Origin of the sequence: Streptomyces sp. NRRL S-455 (genome assembly GCF_000717875.1) — a bacterium.
Classification (GTDB): Bacteria; Actinomycetota; Actinomycetes; order Streptomycetales; family Streptomycetaceae; genus Streptomyces.
In genome coordinates this window covers 80,641-96,117 of sequence record NZ_JOCT01000027.1, presented here as the reverse complement: position 1 = coordinate 96,117, position 15,477 = coordinate 80,641, and the positions used below count along the sequence as shown (strand labels likewise).

At 73.3% G+C, this 15,477-nt stretch carries 15 protein-coding genes; 9 read left to right on the top strand and 6 right to left on the bottom strand.

Annotated features, from left to right (window positions below; genetic code table 11):
- The first annotated feature begins 72 nt into the window (after positions 1-72).
- Together IE97_RS0130665 and IE97_RS0130660 are read left to right on the top strand one after the other, a co-directional pair.
- Complete coding sequence (locus IE97_RS0130665; RefSeq protein ID WP_030247612.1) at positions 73-735, top strand: DUF4230 domain-containing protein; 663 nt, start codon at positions 73-75, stop codon at positions 733-735.
- Between the two features lie 207 nt (positions 736-942).
- Entirely contained in the window at positions 943-1,488 is a 546-nt protein-coding gene (locus IE97_RS0130660) for a VanZ family protein (RefSeq protein WP_030247609.1), read from the top strand.
- On the opposite strand, the gene IE97_RS0130655 is transcribed toward IE97_RS0130660, so the two are convergent.
- Both IE97_RS0130655 and IE97_RS0130650 read right to left on the bottom strand, forming a co-directional pair.
- Entirely contained in the window at positions 1,485-1,721 is a 237-nt protein-coding gene (locus IE97_RS0130655) for a hypothetical protein (RefSeq protein WP_030247607.1), read from the bottom strand. The two genes, IE97_RS0130660 and IE97_RS0130655, sit on opposite strands and share 4 nt — an antisense overlap.
- A 160-nt stretch (positions 1,722-1,881) precedes the next feature.
- Entirely contained in the window at positions 1,882-2,691 is an 810-nt protein-coding gene (locus tag IE97_RS0130650) for an SDR family oxidoreductase (protein ID WP_051705179.1), read from the bottom strand.
- A gap of 126 nt (positions 2,692-2,817) precedes the next feature.
- Between IE97_RS0130650 and IE97_RS0130645 the strand changes: the two genes are divergently transcribed.
- From IE97_RS0130645 to IE97_RS0130630, 4 genes are all read left to right on the top strand, one after another.
- Positions 2,818-3,858, top strand: a complete 1,041-nt coding sequence (locus IE97_RS0130645; RefSeq protein WP_030247603.1) for a PHP domain-containing protein — start codon at positions 2,818-2,820, stop codon at positions 3,856-3,858.
- 42 nt (positions 3,859-3,900) lie between these two features.
- Positions 3,901-4,566, top strand: a complete 666-nt coding sequence (locus IE97_RS0130640) for an HAD family hydrolase (RefSeq protein WP_030247600.1) — start codon at positions 3,901-3,903, stop codon at positions 4,564-4,566.
- 415 nt (positions 4,567-4,981) lie between these two features.
- Positions 4,982-6,121 carry an aromatic acid exporter family protein gene (locus tag IE97_RS0130635; protein ID WP_030899660.1) on the top strand — a complete coding sequence of 380 codons (1,140 nt, stop codon included), beginning with the start codon at positions 4,982-4,984 and terminating at the stop codon, positions 6,119-6,121.
- 53 nt (positions 6,122-6,174) lie between these two features.
- Entirely contained in the window at positions 6,175-7,203 is a 1,029-nt protein-coding gene (locus IE97_RS0130630) for an SDR family oxidoreductase (protein ID WP_030247598.1), read from the top strand.
- Positions 7,204-7,325: 122 nt separating this feature from the next.
- Here IE97_RS0130630 and IE97_RS0130625 read toward each other — a convergent pair whose 3' ends face one another.
- The 3 genes from IE97_RS0130625 to IE97_RS0130615 all read right to left on the bottom strand — a co-directional run bounded on the left by IE97_RS0130625 (position 7,326) and on the right by IE97_RS0130615 (position 11,886).
- Entirely contained in the window at positions 7,326-7,613 is a 288-nt protein-coding gene (locus IE97_RS0130625) for a hypothetical protein (protein ID WP_030247595.1), read from the bottom strand.
- 94 nt (positions 7,614-7,707) lie between these two features.
- The gene (locus tag IE97_RS0130620) at positions 7,708-8,676 is read right to left on the bottom strand and encodes a phosphotransferase family protein (RefSeq protein WP_030247592.1); all 969 of its coding nucleotides are present in this window, start codon (positions 8,674-8,676) and stop codon (positions 7,708-7,710) included.
- A 24-nt stretch (positions 8,677-8,700) separates the two neighbouring features.
- Positions 8,701-11,886, bottom strand: coding sequence for a cytochrome P450 (locus tag IE97_RS0130615; protein WP_030247590.1), 3,186 nt, complete (start codon positions 11,884-11,886; stop codon positions 8,701-8,703).
- A 116-nt stretch (positions 11,887-12,002) separates the two neighbouring features.
- On the opposite strand from IE97_RS0130615, the gene IE97_RS0130610 reads away from it, so the two are divergent.
- Positions 12,003-12,683, top strand: coding sequence for a helix-turn-helix transcriptional regulator (locus IE97_RS0130610; RefSeq protein ID WP_420706150.1), 681 nt, complete (start codon positions 12,003-12,005; stop codon positions 12,681-12,683).
- On the opposite strand, the gene IE97_RS0130605 is transcribed toward IE97_RS0130610, so the two are convergent.
- Positions 12,623-13,537, bottom strand: coding sequence for a DUF3626 domain-containing protein (locus IE97_RS0130605; RefSeq protein WP_030247584.1), 915 nt, complete (start codon positions 13,535-13,537; stop codon positions 12,623-12,625). The genes IE97_RS0130610 and IE97_RS0130605 overlap by 61 nt on opposite strands.
- Before the next feature lie 83 nt (positions 13,538-13,620).
- On the opposite strand from IE97_RS0130605, the gene IE97_RS0130600 reads away from it, so the two are divergent.
- The gene (locus IE97_RS0130600) at positions 13,621-14,115 is read left to right on the top strand and encodes an FBP domain-containing protein (RefSeq protein WP_030247582.1); all 495 of its coding nucleotides are present in this window, start codon (positions 13,621-13,623) and stop codon (positions 14,113-14,115) included.
- Between the two features lie 85 nt (positions 14,116-14,200).
- Entirely contained in the window at positions 14,201-15,454 is a 1,254-nt protein-coding gene (locus IE97_RS0130595; protein WP_030247581.1) for an FUSC family protein, read from the top strand.
- Positions 15,455-15,477: the final 23 nt, after the last annotated feature.

The following is a 15,477-nucleotide window of genomic DNA, read 5'->3' as shown; positions in this document are numbered from 1 at the left end:
GTCCGGTCCTCAACAGGGCGGTCTGGCAGGGGCTTTGGCGGGCATCCGGTCAGTAGGAAGGAGGGCCGTCGCATGACGACTCCCGTCAAGCGCCTCCCCAGGCGCATGCCCGGCTGGGCCAAGGTGGTGGCCGCGCTCGTACTGGTACTGGTCGTGTTCTTCGCCGGGATCCGGCTGAGCGTGATCCCGGGCCTGAAGGACCTGTTCGGCACCGACACGCACGACCGGTCCGGTCCCGCACTGCTGAAGTCCATCCAGGACATCAGCCGCTACGACGCCGCCTCCGGCAACTTCCAGGTCGTCGTGGACCTGGAGAAGGACGCCAGGTTCCTGCCCGACGCGATCCGCGGCACCCGCACCCTGTACGTCGGCGCGGGCACCGTCGACGCCTACGTCGACCTGGGCAAGGTGGGCGAGAACGACGTGCGCGTCAACGGCGACCGCACGTCCGCCACGCTCCGGCTGCCCCACGCCCAACTGGGCAAGCCGGCCCTCGACCCCGACCGCTCCTACGCCGTCTCCAAGCAGCGCGGGCTCTTCGACCGCCTCGGCGACCTGTTCTCGGACAACCCGAACGGTGAGCAGGCCGTGCAGAAACTCGCGGTACGGCACATCGGCGACGCGGCGAAGGAGAGCGAGCTGACCGCACGCGCCGAGTCCAACACCACCGGCATGCTCGAAGGTCTCCTGCGCTCCCTGGGCTTCAAGGAGGTGCGCGTCTCGTACGGGAGCTGATCAGCTCCCGAGGGCTCCGGGCGAGGCCTCCCGGCCGCGGGACGTGACGGCGCGCGGCGGCCGGAGCGTGGAGTGCCCGGCGGAACCCGGGGAAACAGTGGCTGGAACGGTCCGCGGCGGCGGCGTCGCCGCGGGCCGGGCGGCATCGTCGTCGCGTCTGCGGGTAACCGCCCTGTCACGCAGGGAAGTTGAAGAGTGGAGGACCGAATGGCCGGTGCAGCCTCACGTCTCCGTACCGCGGACTCCGGAAGTGAGCGGCGCCCGCTGCCGCTGTTGCTCCGGCTGCTGGCGATGGTGTGCGCCTTCACGTTCATGGTCGCGTTCGCCGTGGTGCTGGCGCGGCTGACCCTGCAGCCGTCGCCCGCGTCGGAGGCGCTGACCCACACCAACCTGCATCCGGGGCGTTCCCTGAAGGCCTATCTCGACCAGCCGGAGCTGCGTGACGCCGTCCGGCAGATCGGCGGGAACATCCTGCTGGGCATCCCCTTCGGTGTCCTGGTGCCCGTCGTCGCCCCGCGCACCCGCGGCATCCTGCGGGTGCTGCTGCTGACGGCCGTCGTGATGCTCTTGGTGGAGTTCGCCCAGGGCGCCCTGGTCACGGGCCGCGCCTTCGACATCGACGACGTCATCCTCAACACCTCCGGCGCGCTCATCGGCTACCTGCTCCTGGGCCGCCGGCTGAGCCGAGCGGTGCACGCGCGCAGGCCCCGCGGCGCCCGGGCGGGGAAGAAGCCGTCGGCGGACATCCCCTAGTGCGGCGTCCAGGTGAACTTGTCCCCGCCCACCCAGCGGACCACGTCCGGATCGTCCAGGTCGTGGACCGTGATGCCGAACGCGGCGGCGGCCGCCAGTACGTCGGTGATGGCCCTGGCCTCCCCGACCACCCGGCCGTCGATCTCCACGATCCTGAACGGCGGTGTGCCCGGCTGCACCCCGAGCACCAGGATCCGCGGATGGGGTATGTGCGGGCTCGCGATTTCGGTCATGCATCGAGCGTAGAGCGCAATCGGCGGCGGCGCGGCTCTCAGCCACCGGCGAGCAGATCGGACTCCGACCAGGCCTTCGCCGGCCGACGGCAGCCCCACCCGGACGCGGCGGGATCCGTGCCGCTCGCAGGGCCTGCCGCGCAGTTCCATGAGCATGCGCTCAGGGGCGGCGCCAGTCGTCGCCCGTCAGGTGCGAGCCGGCCTGCGGGCCCATGCGGAGCATGCCGCCGTCCACGCTCCAGGAGGCGCCGGTGACGTAGGAGGCGTCCGAGCCGGCGAGGAAGGCGATGACGGCGGCGACCTCGCGGGCGTCGCCGGGCCGTCCCAGCGGCACTCCGGGACGGCTCTCGGTGTGCGGGTCGGTGTCCTCCTGACCGGTCATGGGCGTGGAGATCTCACCGGGCGCGACGGCGTTGACCGTGATGCGGTACTCGGCGAGTTCGAGCGCCATCACCTGGGTGAGCAGTCCGAGACCGCCCTTGGCTGCGCAGTACGGCGCGGCTCCCACGCGCGGCTGGTGCTCGTGGACGGACGTCACGTTGACGATCCGCCCGCCGTCGCCCTGCCCGATCATCCGCCGGGCCGCCTTCTGTCCGCACAGGAACGGCCCGACGAGATCGACGTCCAGGACCTCACGCACGTCGGACAGCTCCAGGTCGAGGAACGGCGTCATGGTGCCGGTGCCGGCGTTGTTGACCAGCACGTCGATGCGGCCGAGGCGCTCGCACAGCTCGTCCACGGTGTCCGCGGCGTCGGGCAGCCGGGTGAGGTCCATCCGGGCGACCTCGGCCCGCCGCCCGTGCGCCCGGACCTCGTCGGCCGTCTCCTCGGCTCCCTTCTGGTCGCTGTGCCAGGTGATGCCGACGTCCATGCCCGCCTCGGCGAGGCGTACGGCGGTTGCCCTGCCGATGCCGGAGTCGGCTCCGGTGATCACGGCGACCTTGCTGCGGGGCGCGCTGGGAGCGGACATGACAGGCCTCCTCGGCGAAGCGGTGGGGACGAGGCATCGCAGTACCCGGGTGTGTACCGGGCAAACCGCCGCCCGTGCGTCGTGCGGCCGGGCGGGGGCTGGGGAACCCTTGAGGTGGAGGTGGCGATGGATCCCGTCGAGGCACTGGACCGGATCGCCTTCCTGCTGGAGCGGTCCCTGGCGCCCACGTACCGCGTGCGCGCCTTCCGCACGGCGTCGCGGGTGCTGCGGGAGCTGGGCGAGGACGAGGTGCGGCAGCGGGCGGCGGACGGTTCGCTGGAGAAGCTGAAGGGCGTCGGCCCGAAAACCGCGCAGGTGGCGCGTGAGGCGCTGGCCGGGCAGGTGCCGGGCTATCTGGAGAAGCTGGAGGGCGAGACGCACGAGCAGCCGGCCGTGCGGGGTGGCCAGGAGCTGCGGGCGCTGCTGCGCGGGGACTGCCATCTGCACTCCGACTGGTCGGACGGCGGCAGCCCGATCGAGGAGATGGGCCGGGCCGCGGCGGCACTGGGCCACGAGTGGGCGGCGCTGACCGACCACTCGCCGCGGCTGACGGTGGCGCGCGGGCTGAGCCCCGAGCGGCTGCGGGAGCAGCTGGACGTGGTCGCGGAGCTGAACGAGACCTGGGCGCCGTTCCGGCTGCTGACCGGTATCGAGTGCGACATCCTCGAGGACGGCTCGCTCGACCAGGAGCCGGAGCTGCTGGAGCGGCTCGACGTCGTGGTGGTGTCCGTCCATTCCAAGCTGCGCATGGACGCCCGTTCGATGACCCGCCGGATGGTGGCGGCCGTCCGCGATCCGCACTCCGACGTGCTCGGGCACTGCACGGGCCGGCTGCTGACCGGGCGGGGACGGCCCGAGTCGGAGTTCGACGCGGACGAGGTGTTCGCGGCGTGCGCGGAGACGGGCACGGCCCTGGAGATCAACAGCCGGCCGGAGCGGCTCGACCCGCCGCGGCGGCTGCTGCGCCGGGCCGTGGACGCGGGTGTGCTGTTCGCCGTCGACACCGACGCGCACGCGCCGGGGCAGCTGGACTGGCAGATCAACGGTTGCGCGCGGGCACAGGAGTGCGGGGTGCCGCCCGAGCGGGTGGTGACCACGTGGTCCCTCCCTGAGCTGCTGGCCTGGACCCACGAGCGGCGGGTGCCGTCCGGCGTGACCGGCGGCTGAGGTGGTACCCGGGCGGACCGCAGAGAGAAAGGGATCGCACGCATGGCACAAGCGGAACGGGCGGCCGTGTTCGACGTCGACGGCACGCTGGTCGACACCAACCACCTGCATGTCGTGGCGTGGTGGGAGGCCTTCCGGCAGGCCGGTCACGACGTGCCGATGCACGCCATCCACCGGGCCGTGGGCCTGCCGTCCACCGACCTCGTGGCCCATCTGCTGGGCGACGACCGCGACACCGGCCAGGACGCCGACATCAGCGCCGGGCACAAGGCGCTGTACGGGCAGTACTTCGACCGGCTGCCACCGCTGCCGGATGCCGGGCCGCTGCTGCGCCGTCTGCACCGCGACGGCTGGGCGGTGGTGCTGGCCACCTCGGCGGGCGGCCCGGAGCTGAGCGCGTTGCGCCGGGCGATCGACGCGGACGACGCCATCACCGCCACGGCCAGCGCCGACGACGTCGACGCGGGCAAGCCCGCGCCCGAGCCGGTCGAACACGCCCTGGAGCTGGCCGGGGTGCCGGCGGAGCGGGCGGTCTTCGTCGGCGACACCGTGTGGGACATGCGGGCGGGCAGCCGTGCCGGAGTGCGCTGTGTGGGCGTCCTGTGCGGCGGCATTCCGCGCACCGACCTGGAGAAGTCCGGCGCGGACGCGGTGTACGCGGATCCCGCGCACCTCCTGTCGTCGCTGTGTGACAGCCCACTGGCATGAGCCGGAGTGAAACCCCCGGTCACGCGGATACTCGCAGCGGATGACGCGTGTGACGAGGGTGGTCCGGCGAACGACGGCTCGGGTGTTCAGCCGACGCATGGACGAGGAGACGGCGGCCGACGGCACCCACCCGGCCGGGCGAACGGCCCGGACCAGCCCCGACGAGACGGCGGACGGCCGGACGGCGAGAGGTGCGGGGCCTGACCAAGCGGCAGACGGCCGGACGAGGAGCGGGACCCGGTCCGACGGGAAGGCGGGCAGCCGCGCGACGAACGACACGCGATCCGACAAGCCGACGGGCAGCCGTACGGTGAACGGAACCCGGTCCGACAGGGCGGCGTACGGCCGGACGGGAGCCGAAGGGATGCGCGAGCGCATGAATGGGCTCGCGCAGGGAGTCCGCTCGGCGCGGCCGATGGATGCCGTGCGGCGCGAGGCGCGGAGCGTCGGGGAGGCCGCCCGGGCCGTCTGGCGGAGGCCCGGGCGGGAACGGGACCTGGTCGTCCAGTCGCTGAAGGCCGCCGCCGCGGCGGTGCTCGCCTGGCTGGTGGGCGGCGTCTGGATGGGCGACCCGCTGGCGCTGATGGCGCCGTGGGTGGCGCTGGTGCTGGTGCAGGCCACCGTCTACAGCTCGCTGCTGACGGGGGCGCGGCAGTTCGGGGCGATCTGCGTCGGCACCGTGCTGGCCTCGGCGGCGGAGGCCGTCACCGGTGACACGACGGGCGCGCTGGCCCTCTCCGTCCCGGTGCTGATGCTGCTCGCGAACTGGCGCCGCTTCGGCGACCAGGGCATCTACGCGGCGACCACGGCGCTGTTCACCCTCACCGCCGGTTCGGTCACCATGTCCTCCGTCGGGCACCGGGTCGGGCAGGCGGCCCTGGGCGCGGCCATCGGCGTGGCCGTCAACGCGCTGGTCCTGCCGCCGGTTCACCTGCGCGACGTCCGGGAGAACCTGGCTGCCCTCGCCAGGGAGGCGGGCGACGTCCTGGGCACCGTCGCCGGTGACCTGCGCGAGGGCGAGTGGGACGCGCAGACCGCCGCCGGCTGGCTGAGCGCCTCGGCCCGGCTGGAGCGCTGCCTGGAGTCGCTGCGCTCGGCACGTCGCTGGAGCCAGGAGAGCCTGCGCCTGACCTACGGACCGCTGCGCGCCCTGCAACGCGTTCCGCAGACGCCGCTTCCGCCTCAGGACGAGGACGAACGCCTGAGCCGGGTCACCGGGCACGTCACCGCCCTGACCCGGGCCCTGGCGGTGGCGGTGGACGACAAGCGGACGCCCGCACCGCCCGACGGTCCGGCCCTTCGCGCGTACGCGGACATGCTGCACCTGATCGGGCAGGCCTGCCACACGGAGTCCGATCGCCTGCTCAACGACAGCGTGGACCCCTGCATGGACGGCGAGATGGACGAGAAGATGCGGCGGCTGCACGAGCGACTGCAGGAGAGGCTCCGCGAGCACGCCGGGCAGGGGGCCACCCACACGGCGGTTCTCGGCACCCTGCTGCTCCAGGCCGAGAACCTGTGGGCCGAGGTCGTCCCCGACCACGGGGACCGGTGAAACCGGGTACTCGGTCGACTCCCGAGGACGGGCACGACGGAGAGGAGCCGAAGGTGAGCAGCACAGCGGGCAAGAGGATCGTCGTCACGGGCGCCACCGGCAACGTGGGCACCAGCGTGGTGCGCCTCCTCTCGGAGGACCCGGAGGTCGCCTCCGTCCTGGGCCTGGCCCGGCGGATCCCCGACTGGTCGCCGCCGAAGACGGACTGGTCGGCGGTGGACCTGGCGTCCGAGCAGCCGGACCTGGCCGAACGGTTCGCGGACGCCGACGCGGTGGTGCATCTGGCGTGGGCGTTCCAGCCGACGCACGACCCGGCGGCGACCTGGCGCACCAATGTGCTGGGCAGCATCCGGGTGTTCGAGGCGGTGGCCGCCGCGGGCGTGCCGGCGCTGGTGCACGCCTCGTCGGTCGGGGCGTACTCGCCCGGCCCGAAGGACCGGGCGGTGGACGAGTCGTGGCCGACGCACGGCTGGCCGGACGCCGCGTACTGCCGGGAGAAGGCGTACCTGGAGCGCGCGCTGGACACGTTCGAGCGCGACCACCCCGAGACCCGGGTGGTGCGGATGCGGCCCGCCTTCCTCTTCAAGTGGGAGTCCGCGAGCGAGCAGCGCCGGATCTTCGGCGGCCGGTTCCTGCCCGGCCCGCTGGCCCGCCCGGAGCTGCTGCCCTTCCTGCCCGACATCCCGGGGCTGCGGATGCAGGCCCTGCACACGGACGACGCGGCGGACGCGTACCGGCTGGCCGTGCACTCCGACGCCCGGGGCGCCTTCAACCTGGCGGCCGGGGAGACAGTCGACGCGCGGCTGCTGGGTGAGATGCTCGGCGCACGCCCGGTTCGGGTACCGCGCACCGCTGCCCGCTCGGCGATCGCCGCCGCCTGGGGCCTGCACCTGCTGCCCGCGTCCCCGCACCTGTTCGACGCGGTGCTGCGCCTGCCCCTGATGGACTGCGCCCGGGCGGGCAGGGAGCTCGGCTGGCGGCCGGAGCACACGGCGACGGCGGTACTGGAGGAGTTCCTGGAGGGTGTCCAGCAGGGCGGAGGCGCGCGGACGGCGCCGATGCGGGGACGCAAGGTGGGCTGACCGCACCGCCGACCGCGCCTGAGCGGCACGGCGGCCGCCCCCGCACATGGCCGATGGCCGCAGCCGGCCCCCACAGCCGGCTGCGGCCATCGGCGTTCAAGGAGCCGACGCGCCGGGGGCGCTCAGTCGGCCGGCTCGTCCGGCACCGGATGCTCCGGGTGCACCGCTCCCTGGCGCGGCGCCCCTTGCCTGCCCGTCCCCGCCTCGTCGGTGTCGGGGACGTCGTCGGCGGACTCTCCGGACCCGGCCTCGGCCTCGTCCTGCTCGTCCGTCTTGTCCTTCTTGGCGGTGCCCTTGAAGCGCGGGGCGACCTCCCACGGGTCCTCGCCGACGTCGGCCTGCTGGTCCGGCATGTCCCGCGGGATGGGGTCACCGTTCTCGCCGGGTCCTTCGAGGCGGTGGTCGGTCACGGCGTACTCCTCTCGGTCGTCCGTGCGCCGCGCGAGTACCTCCGCCGTGACCTGCGAAACCTCACCGCGGCCCCCGGAGTGCGCCGAGCAGGCACTAACCGCCGGTAACCCCCTCGATCTCGTCCAGGGCGGTCACCAGTTCCGGGTCGACCCTTTCCCGCACCCACCGCTGGTGCTCCTCGCCGACCTCACGCGGAACCGTCTCGGTGAGCATGATCAGGTACAGATAGGCGCGGTACAGGGCGTAGCGCAGGCGAGCCAGCGTGTCGAAGACGGCCCGGCCGCCGGCCTCCCGGTAGCCCGCGAGGAACGCCTCGTCCTTCCGGATGTCGCCCAGCAGCGCCAGGGAGACGAACTCGGCGAGGGGATCGCCCCAGAACATGCGCTCCCCGTCGATGAGCCCGCCGATACGGGGCCCGCCGGCCGTGCGGTCGACCAGGATGTTGCCCCGCCAGAGGTCGAAGTGGACGAGGCGGGGGACGGTGACCTCGTCGAGGGCACCGTACGCCGAGGCGGCGGTACGGGCCACCGCGTCGACGGGCCGGGGCAGCCGGGGGGTGTAGCGCCGGACGTCGTCGAGGACGGCGTCGAACATCGCCGTGAACGCGGCCCGCCAGTCGGGGGTGAGCGGGCCGAGGGCGCCGGAGGGGTAGCCGAAGCCGGGGCCCGTCACGCCGTGCAGACGGGCCGTCCGGCGTCCCAGTTCCGTACGCAGCGCGGTCTGTTCGCCGTCGGTGAGCGTGTCGTCCCAGGTGTCGCCCGGGCAGGCCGTCATCAGCAGGAAGTCGTCGCCTGCGGACACCAGCCGGGGTGCGGGCACCCCGACGCGCGCGGCCGAGCGGTAGAACTCCGCCTCGGAGACGAGCAGTCGCTGTTCGTGCCGCATGCCCGGGGTGGTGGCCGCGGGCGGGATCTTCAGTACGTAGCAATTGCCGTCGGTGAGGCGGAGTTCCTCCACCGTGTTGTAGGTGCCGCCGGTCAGCGGCCGGAGGTGGGCGAGACGGCCGGGGTCCAGGCCCGCCTCCTGAAGGACGTGCCGGGCTCGTTCCCAGGAGTCCACCACCGTGCGCCCACCCCTCCCCTTCGGTCAGCCGGCCGCGTACACGTCCTCGACGTAACGCCCGTCCGCGACCAGTGCGTCGAGCCACCGCTCGGCGGCCGTCCCGTCGGTGCCCGGCGTGTGCTTCCGGTACAGGGTACGGAACGCCTCCCGCACCCCGGGCGCCATCCGCGAACCGTCGCCGCAGACGTACACCCGCGCTCCGGCGTCCAGCAGCGCCCAGACCTCCTCGGCCTCGGCGGCGACGCGGTGCTGCACGAACCGCACCTCGCCCTCGGGCGTCTCGCTGAAGGCGGGGCGGAGGGACACGGCTCCGGCGGCCTCGGCGGCGCGCAGTTCGTCGGCGTGCAGGAAGTCTGCGTCGGGCGCGTCGCAGCCGAAGTAGCAGACGGCCGGGGGCAGTTCGGCGCCCTTCGCCAGGGCCGCCGTGCGGTCGGCGATGGCGCCGCGGAACGGGGCGAGACCGGTGCCCGCGGCGATCATGACGACCGGCGCGGATCCGCCGGTGGCGTCGATACGGAAGGCCTCCCGGCACGGCTGCACACGTGCGTACACCGTGTCGCCGGGTTCGAGTGCCGCCAGGTGGCCGGACCCGGTGCCCCGGTAGACGCCCTTGCCGGAGCGGGCGGGTGCCTCCAGCAGGGAGACCATCAGGTCCACGTGGCCGGGGTCGACGGCGGGCGAGGACGAGACGGAGTAGTGGCGGGGGCGCAGCGGGGTGAGCAGGCCGAGGAGCCGCGTCCAGTCCAGGGCGCCCCGCAGGGCCGGGTGGTCCTCGAGGATCTCCACGAGGGTGCGCGGGTCGTCGGTGAGGGCGGCCAGGGCCGTGCGCTCCGGCGGGCACGGGTTGGCGGCGGCGAGCGCGGCCAGCTGCCCGGCGCTCGGACGCTCCTGTAGCTCCACGTGGTGGGTGAGGAGCTGCCGTACTGTCACGGGGCGGTCGACGGCGATGCCGTCGCGGCGGGGGCGGGTGGCGCGGATGTCCAGGACGGTGTCGAGGTCGGCGCCGAGCGCGGCGGCGGCGCGGGTGACGAGGTCCGGGTCGTTGGCGGGCAGCACGGTGAGGTGGTCCGCCGTGCGGTAGGAGACGCCGGCGGGCAGCGCGACGCGGACGAACCGCTTGCGGCGGGCGTAGCCGGGCGCGGTGAGGTCGCGGGCCTCGGTGACCCGCATGGGGACGAGTCCGTGCCGCTCGGCGAGGGCGTCCAGCGGGCCGCCGGTGAGGGTGCGGACCTCGTAGGCGGTGGTGGGTTCGCCGGTGTCCGGGGTGGTGGCGTCCGGGTCGCCGTACCGCTCCAGCAGGGCGGTGCGCAGGGCCGTCGTGAACTCCCGGACGGTGCCGGTGAGGTCGCCGGAGGCGTCGGCGGCGGCGCGGTCGAGCAGCCGGGCGGCGCCGGACTCGGCGAGCCGTTCGTCGATCCGGGTGGGGACGTGCTGGTAGGTGGCGGCCCAGTTGCGGTCGCCGACGCCGAGGACGGCGTACGTCACGCCGGACAGGTCACGGGTCTCCTCCAGGCGGGCGGCGAAGGCGGTGGCGTCGTCGGTGGGGCGGCCGTTGTAGGAGGCGGCCGTGATGACGACGGGCCGGTCGGTGGGCAGGCCGCCGGCGTAGGCGTCCAGGGGCGCCACTTCGGTCTGGCAGCCGACGGCGGCGGCCTCGTCGGCGAGTTGGCCGGCGAAGTCGCGGCAGGTGCCGTAGTTGCTGCCGTGCAGGAAGAGCGCGGCGGTGCCGGGGCGGACGCGGGCGGGCAGGCCCTGCGGTCCGGCCGACGGGGAGTCCTGGACCGGGGCGGCGCCGGGCAGCGGCGGGTGGACGCGGTCGGCGGACGTGCGAGGCGTCAAGGCGAGCGTGAAGCCCTCGGGCTTGAGGGTGAGGGTCTCCTTGACGTCGAGCCGGTAGTCGGCGTGGTCGCGCAGCCGGTAGCGGTGGACGAGCATGGCCAGCAGCATGGTGGCCTCGTGCAGCGCGAACTGCCGTCCGATGCAGGCGCGCTCACCGGTGCCGAAGGGCTTGAAGGCGTGTACCGGGCGCTCCGCCTCCGCCTCGGGCGTGAAGCGGGACGGGTCGAACAGCTCGGGGTTGTCGCCCCAGACGGGCTGCCGGTGCAGCATCGGCGTGAGCACCAGGGCGGCCTGCCCGGCGCGCAGCGGGATGCGGCCGCCGAGCAGCGTGTCCTCGCGGGCCTCCCGGGAGAACACGGCGGCCGTCGGCCACAGTCGGAGTGCCTCGTTGAGGACCTGGCGGGTGTAGGTCAGCCGGCCGACCTCGTCGTACGTCGGATCGACGTCCGCCACGTCGCCCCACAGCTCGTCGACCTCGCGCTGCACCAGCTGGAGCGCGGTGGGGTGCTTGGCGAGGTAGTACAGCGCGAAGGACATGGCGCCGGAGGTGGTCTCGTGGCCGGCGATCAGGAAGGTGATGACCTGGTTGCGGATGTTGGCGGTGTCGAGCGTGCTGCCGTCGGCGGGGTGCTCGGCGGTGAGCATCAGGCCGAGCAGGTCGTCGGCCTGGCTCTGGTCGGTGCCGGTGCGGGCTGCGATGACGTCGTCGACCACCTGGGCGAGGTAGGCGGAGTCGTCCCGGAAGGCCGCGTCCGCCGCCGAGTGGTCCTGGCCGGGGACGCGCGCGAGGCGGGTCATGCTCCACTCCAGGCAGCGGACCATCGACTCGACGAAGGGGTGCGGCTCGTCCCGCTCGAAGGAGCCGAAGTCGTAGCCGAACCCGGCGAGTCCGATGGTGTCGAGCGTCATGCGGGTCATGTCGCCGGGCACGTCGACGGGCGCTCCGGCGCGGGCGTCACGGTCCCAGGAGTCGATGAGCCGGCGGGCCACCTTCAGCATCACGGGGTGGTAGGTCCGCATGGAGCCCAGCGCGAAGGCGGGCATGAGGATGTCGTGCGCCTTGGCCCAGTTGGGCTCGTCGTTGTACGCGGTGAACAGCCCGTCGGCGGCGAACTCGCGGACGTTCTCCAGACCCGGGCCGATGTGCTTGGCGAACCGCTGCTCGTCCGCGAGTTCGGCCACGAGGTCCAGGTCGCCCACGAACAGCGTGTCGCGCCCGTACAGCCGCCGGAGGAACACGGGCCCGTGCTCGCGCATGAGATCCATGGCCTGCTGGATGGGCGTGGCGCCGGGTCCGGTGGCGGAGATGTCGGCGACGGGGACGCCGGGGAGGGTGTCTGCGGGCCGGGGAGCCTGTGCGGTGGGGCGCATGACGCGGCAACTGCCTTTCACGGTAAGGAAGTACTCCGGTCCAGCGTGATCCACGGGGCCCGGCCGGTCGTGCGCCGTCCCTGCATGATTCTGTAGTGCGCGCACATGCTTCGCTCTTGCGTACGGCGCCCCGGCATGGCAGGGAGGAACTCGTGGAGCAGGCCCGGCAGGAGGCCGTGACGTGGCGCAACCGCGCCCTGCTGCTGTTCGACCGGGTCGCCATGCCGGTCGCGGTGTGCGACGTGTACGGGGCGGTGCTGCTCGCCAACCCGGCGATGGCCGCGGAGTGCGGTACGACGCCGGGGCGGCTGCGCGGCCGTGACGTGCTGGACCTGTTCTGCCCCCGCGAGGCCACGCAGGTGGAGCGCATCGCCGAGGCCCTGCGCCTGCGGCATCGCTCGCGCTACCAGGTCTCGGTGCGCTGGCGGGCCCCCGACGGCACGGAGCGCCACGGCGAACTGACGGCGGACCCGGTGAGTGACACGGTGGAGGACACGCCGGCGCTACTGGTGATGCTGCGGGTGGACGGCGAGCGCGAGCCCGGTGCCGCACCGCCCGCGGAACGGGCCCGGGTCACACCGATGGAGGCCCGCGTCCTGGCCCTGCTGGCCTCCGGCGCCACGACGGCCCGCGCGGCCCGTGAAACCGGCCTCACCCCCGACGGCGTCACCTACCACCTGCGCCGTCTGACGGCCCGTTGGCACGCCGCCAACCGCACGGAACTGGTGGCGCGGGCCTACGCGCTGGGCGTTCTGAGGCCCGGGGTGTGGCCGCCGGAGGTCTCGGGGCCGGAGTAGGCCGTGCCCGCCCCTTCCGGGGCGCCGAAGCGGGCGAGGGTGTGCCACACCATCTTCAGGTCCTGGAGCCCGTAACGACCGCTCCGGGCGGCGTCACCGATGGCCCGTGGGTCGACCAGGCCGTCCCGGGCGATCCGGGCGCCCAGCTCCGTGTACTCCCGGCCGCGGTAGTCCGCGTGGCGTCGCAGCCCGGTCACCGTGAGCCGGTAGCCGGGGTGCCACTCGACGGGGCAGGGCAGGCTCCGGGCCGCCGCCTCGACGGGTGTGCCGCGGTAGCAGGCGTCCAGGACCAGCGCCTCCACGTCCCGGGAGAGGTCGACGCCGCCGTGCACATGTGCCTCGACGTAGTCGTTGAGGGGGTCCTGCTCGTCCGCTTCGGCCAGCGCGATGAGGGACATGCCGGCCGCGACGCCGAAGTCGGCCGGCTCGGCGGCGCTGTCGGGATAGCAGAACGTGGCCCGGGTCAGCGCGCCGGCGGTCAGCCGGAAGTGCGCGGAGCCGAAGCGCGGTGCGGCGCCGACCACTTGCCGGCGGAAGTTCAGGGCGCCGTACACGGGCCGCTCGTGCGGGGCGGCGTCGTCGTACGCCCCGCCGAAGATCCGGCTCTCCCAGCGCCAGCGGTCGCCGCCGGGGCGGGCCGTGAGGCCGCCGTTGCTGGTGCCGGTGACGAACTGCGAGTGGTAGGCACCGTCCCGGGCGAGGGCCGTGAGGACGGACACGCCGCCCGCCCACCGGTCCGGGTGGAAGTTCAGCGTGATCCGCAGCCGCGGGTCCACGGCGGTTCCCGCCGAGAAACCCGCCACATGACGCAGTGCCGCCCGTGCCCGTCGTGACGTGACGTCCGCGAAATCCACTGGCTCCCTCTCGCCGGTCCTTCTAGCCTGTCCCAGAAACCTAGGACCCCTAGGTTTCGGTAGCGACGACCAGGAGCCCTCCCATGAGATCACTCACCGAACAGGACATCCGCAACTCCTTTATCAACTGCTCCAAGGGCGAGGCCAAGCGTCTGGCCGTCCCCCGCGACCTCGCCGAGCGTCCGTGGGGAGATCTCGACTTCCTCGGGTGGCGGGATCCGGGGGCGCCCGATCGCAGCTATCTGGTCGTCGAGCGCGAGGGGCGGCTCGTCGGGGTGGCGATGCGGTTCCAGGCCGCGCAGCGCGGTTTCCTGCATCGCAGCATGTGTTCGCTGTGCCTGACGACGCACCCTCGGGGCGGTGTGTCGCTGATGACCGCGCGGAAGGCGGGGGCGGCCGGCCGTGAGGGCAACTCCGTCGGGGCGTACATGTGCACCGACCTCGCCTGCTCCCTCTATGTACGCGGGAAGAAGACGCCTGAGACCGGGGCCCGCTTCGAGGAGAGCCTCACGCTGGAGGAGCAGATCGAGCGGACCCTGGGCAATCTGGGCGCCTTCCTCGACAAGGTGTCCGCCTGAGGGCCCCTCGGTCGCCCGTTCCGCCCCCTGGCATTAACTTCCTTCATGGATGCTTTCGAGCCAGGGGAAGGGGAACAGGCCGAGGATGCGAGAGGTACGTGAGTGGACGGCGCCCACCCTGCGGATCCTGCGGAAGCGACGGGATCCCGTGGTCGTCCAGACGGTGCGGTCGGCTACGGCGGCGACGATCGCGTACGTCATCGCGCTGCGTCTGAGCCCCGAGCAGGCACCTCTCACCGCTCCCCTGACGGCGCTGCTGGTCGTCCAGGTGACGCTGTACGCCACGCTCACCAACGGGTTCCGCCGGGTGAACGCCGTGGTGACCGGGGTCCTGCTCGCCATCGCGTTCAGTCTGCTGGTGGGCCTGACCTGGTGGAGCCTGGCCCTGCTCCTGGTGGCCTCGCTGGCCGTGGGACGGCTGGTCCGGGTGGAGGAGTACGTGCCCGAGGTCGCGATCAGCGCCATGCTGGTCCTCGGGGTCACCACCGTCGGGAACACCGCGTGGGCCCGGGTGGTGGAGACGCTGATCGGGGCGACCGTCGGACTCGCCTGCAATCTGCTGCTGGCCCCGCCGGTGTGGGTGGAGGAGGCGGGCGAGTCGATCGACGGGCTGGCGCGCCGGCTGCGGCAACTGATGCTGCGCATGGGCGAGGAGGCCGTCGGCGGCACGCCCGTGGACCGCGCGGAGGAGCGGCTGTACGAGGCGCGGCGTCTGGACCACGACATCGTCGAGGTGGACGCGGCGCTCAGGCAGGCCGAGGACAGTCTGCGGCTCAACCCGCGGGTCAAGGACAGCCTGCTGCACCGGGTGGTGCTGCGCACCGGCCTGGACACGCTGGAGATCTGCACGGTCGTCCTTCGCGTGCTCGCCCGCTCCTTCACCGACCTCGCCAAGGAGCGCGAGCCGGAGCCGCTGTTCGAGGACGAGACGGGCGCCGTGCTGCAGCAGTTGCTCTCCGAGATCGCCGACGCCGTGGTGAGTTTCGCGGTGCTGGTGACCACCCATCTCAGCGAGAGCGCGGAGTCGGCGGAGGAACGTCTCGCCACGGAACTGCGCACCGCGGCGGGCACCCGCGACAAGCTGGCCGTGCTGCTGCGTGAGGACGCCCGGCGCGAGACGTCGCACTGGCAGTTGCTCGGCGCCGTTCTGACGGAGGTCAACCGGATCCTCGACGAACTCGACACCGAGCACCGCTCCCGGCGCCTGTTCGAGGAACTCGACCGTGTGTCGAGGGAACAGCGCTCCCGGATGCCGCGCCTGACGCGGCTGCGTGAGCGCCTCGGCGTGCAGGAGCAGATGTGGCGCAGCCGTGCGGGGTTCGGCGGGGGTTCCCGTTGAGGCGGCACCCTCGGGGGTCCGCC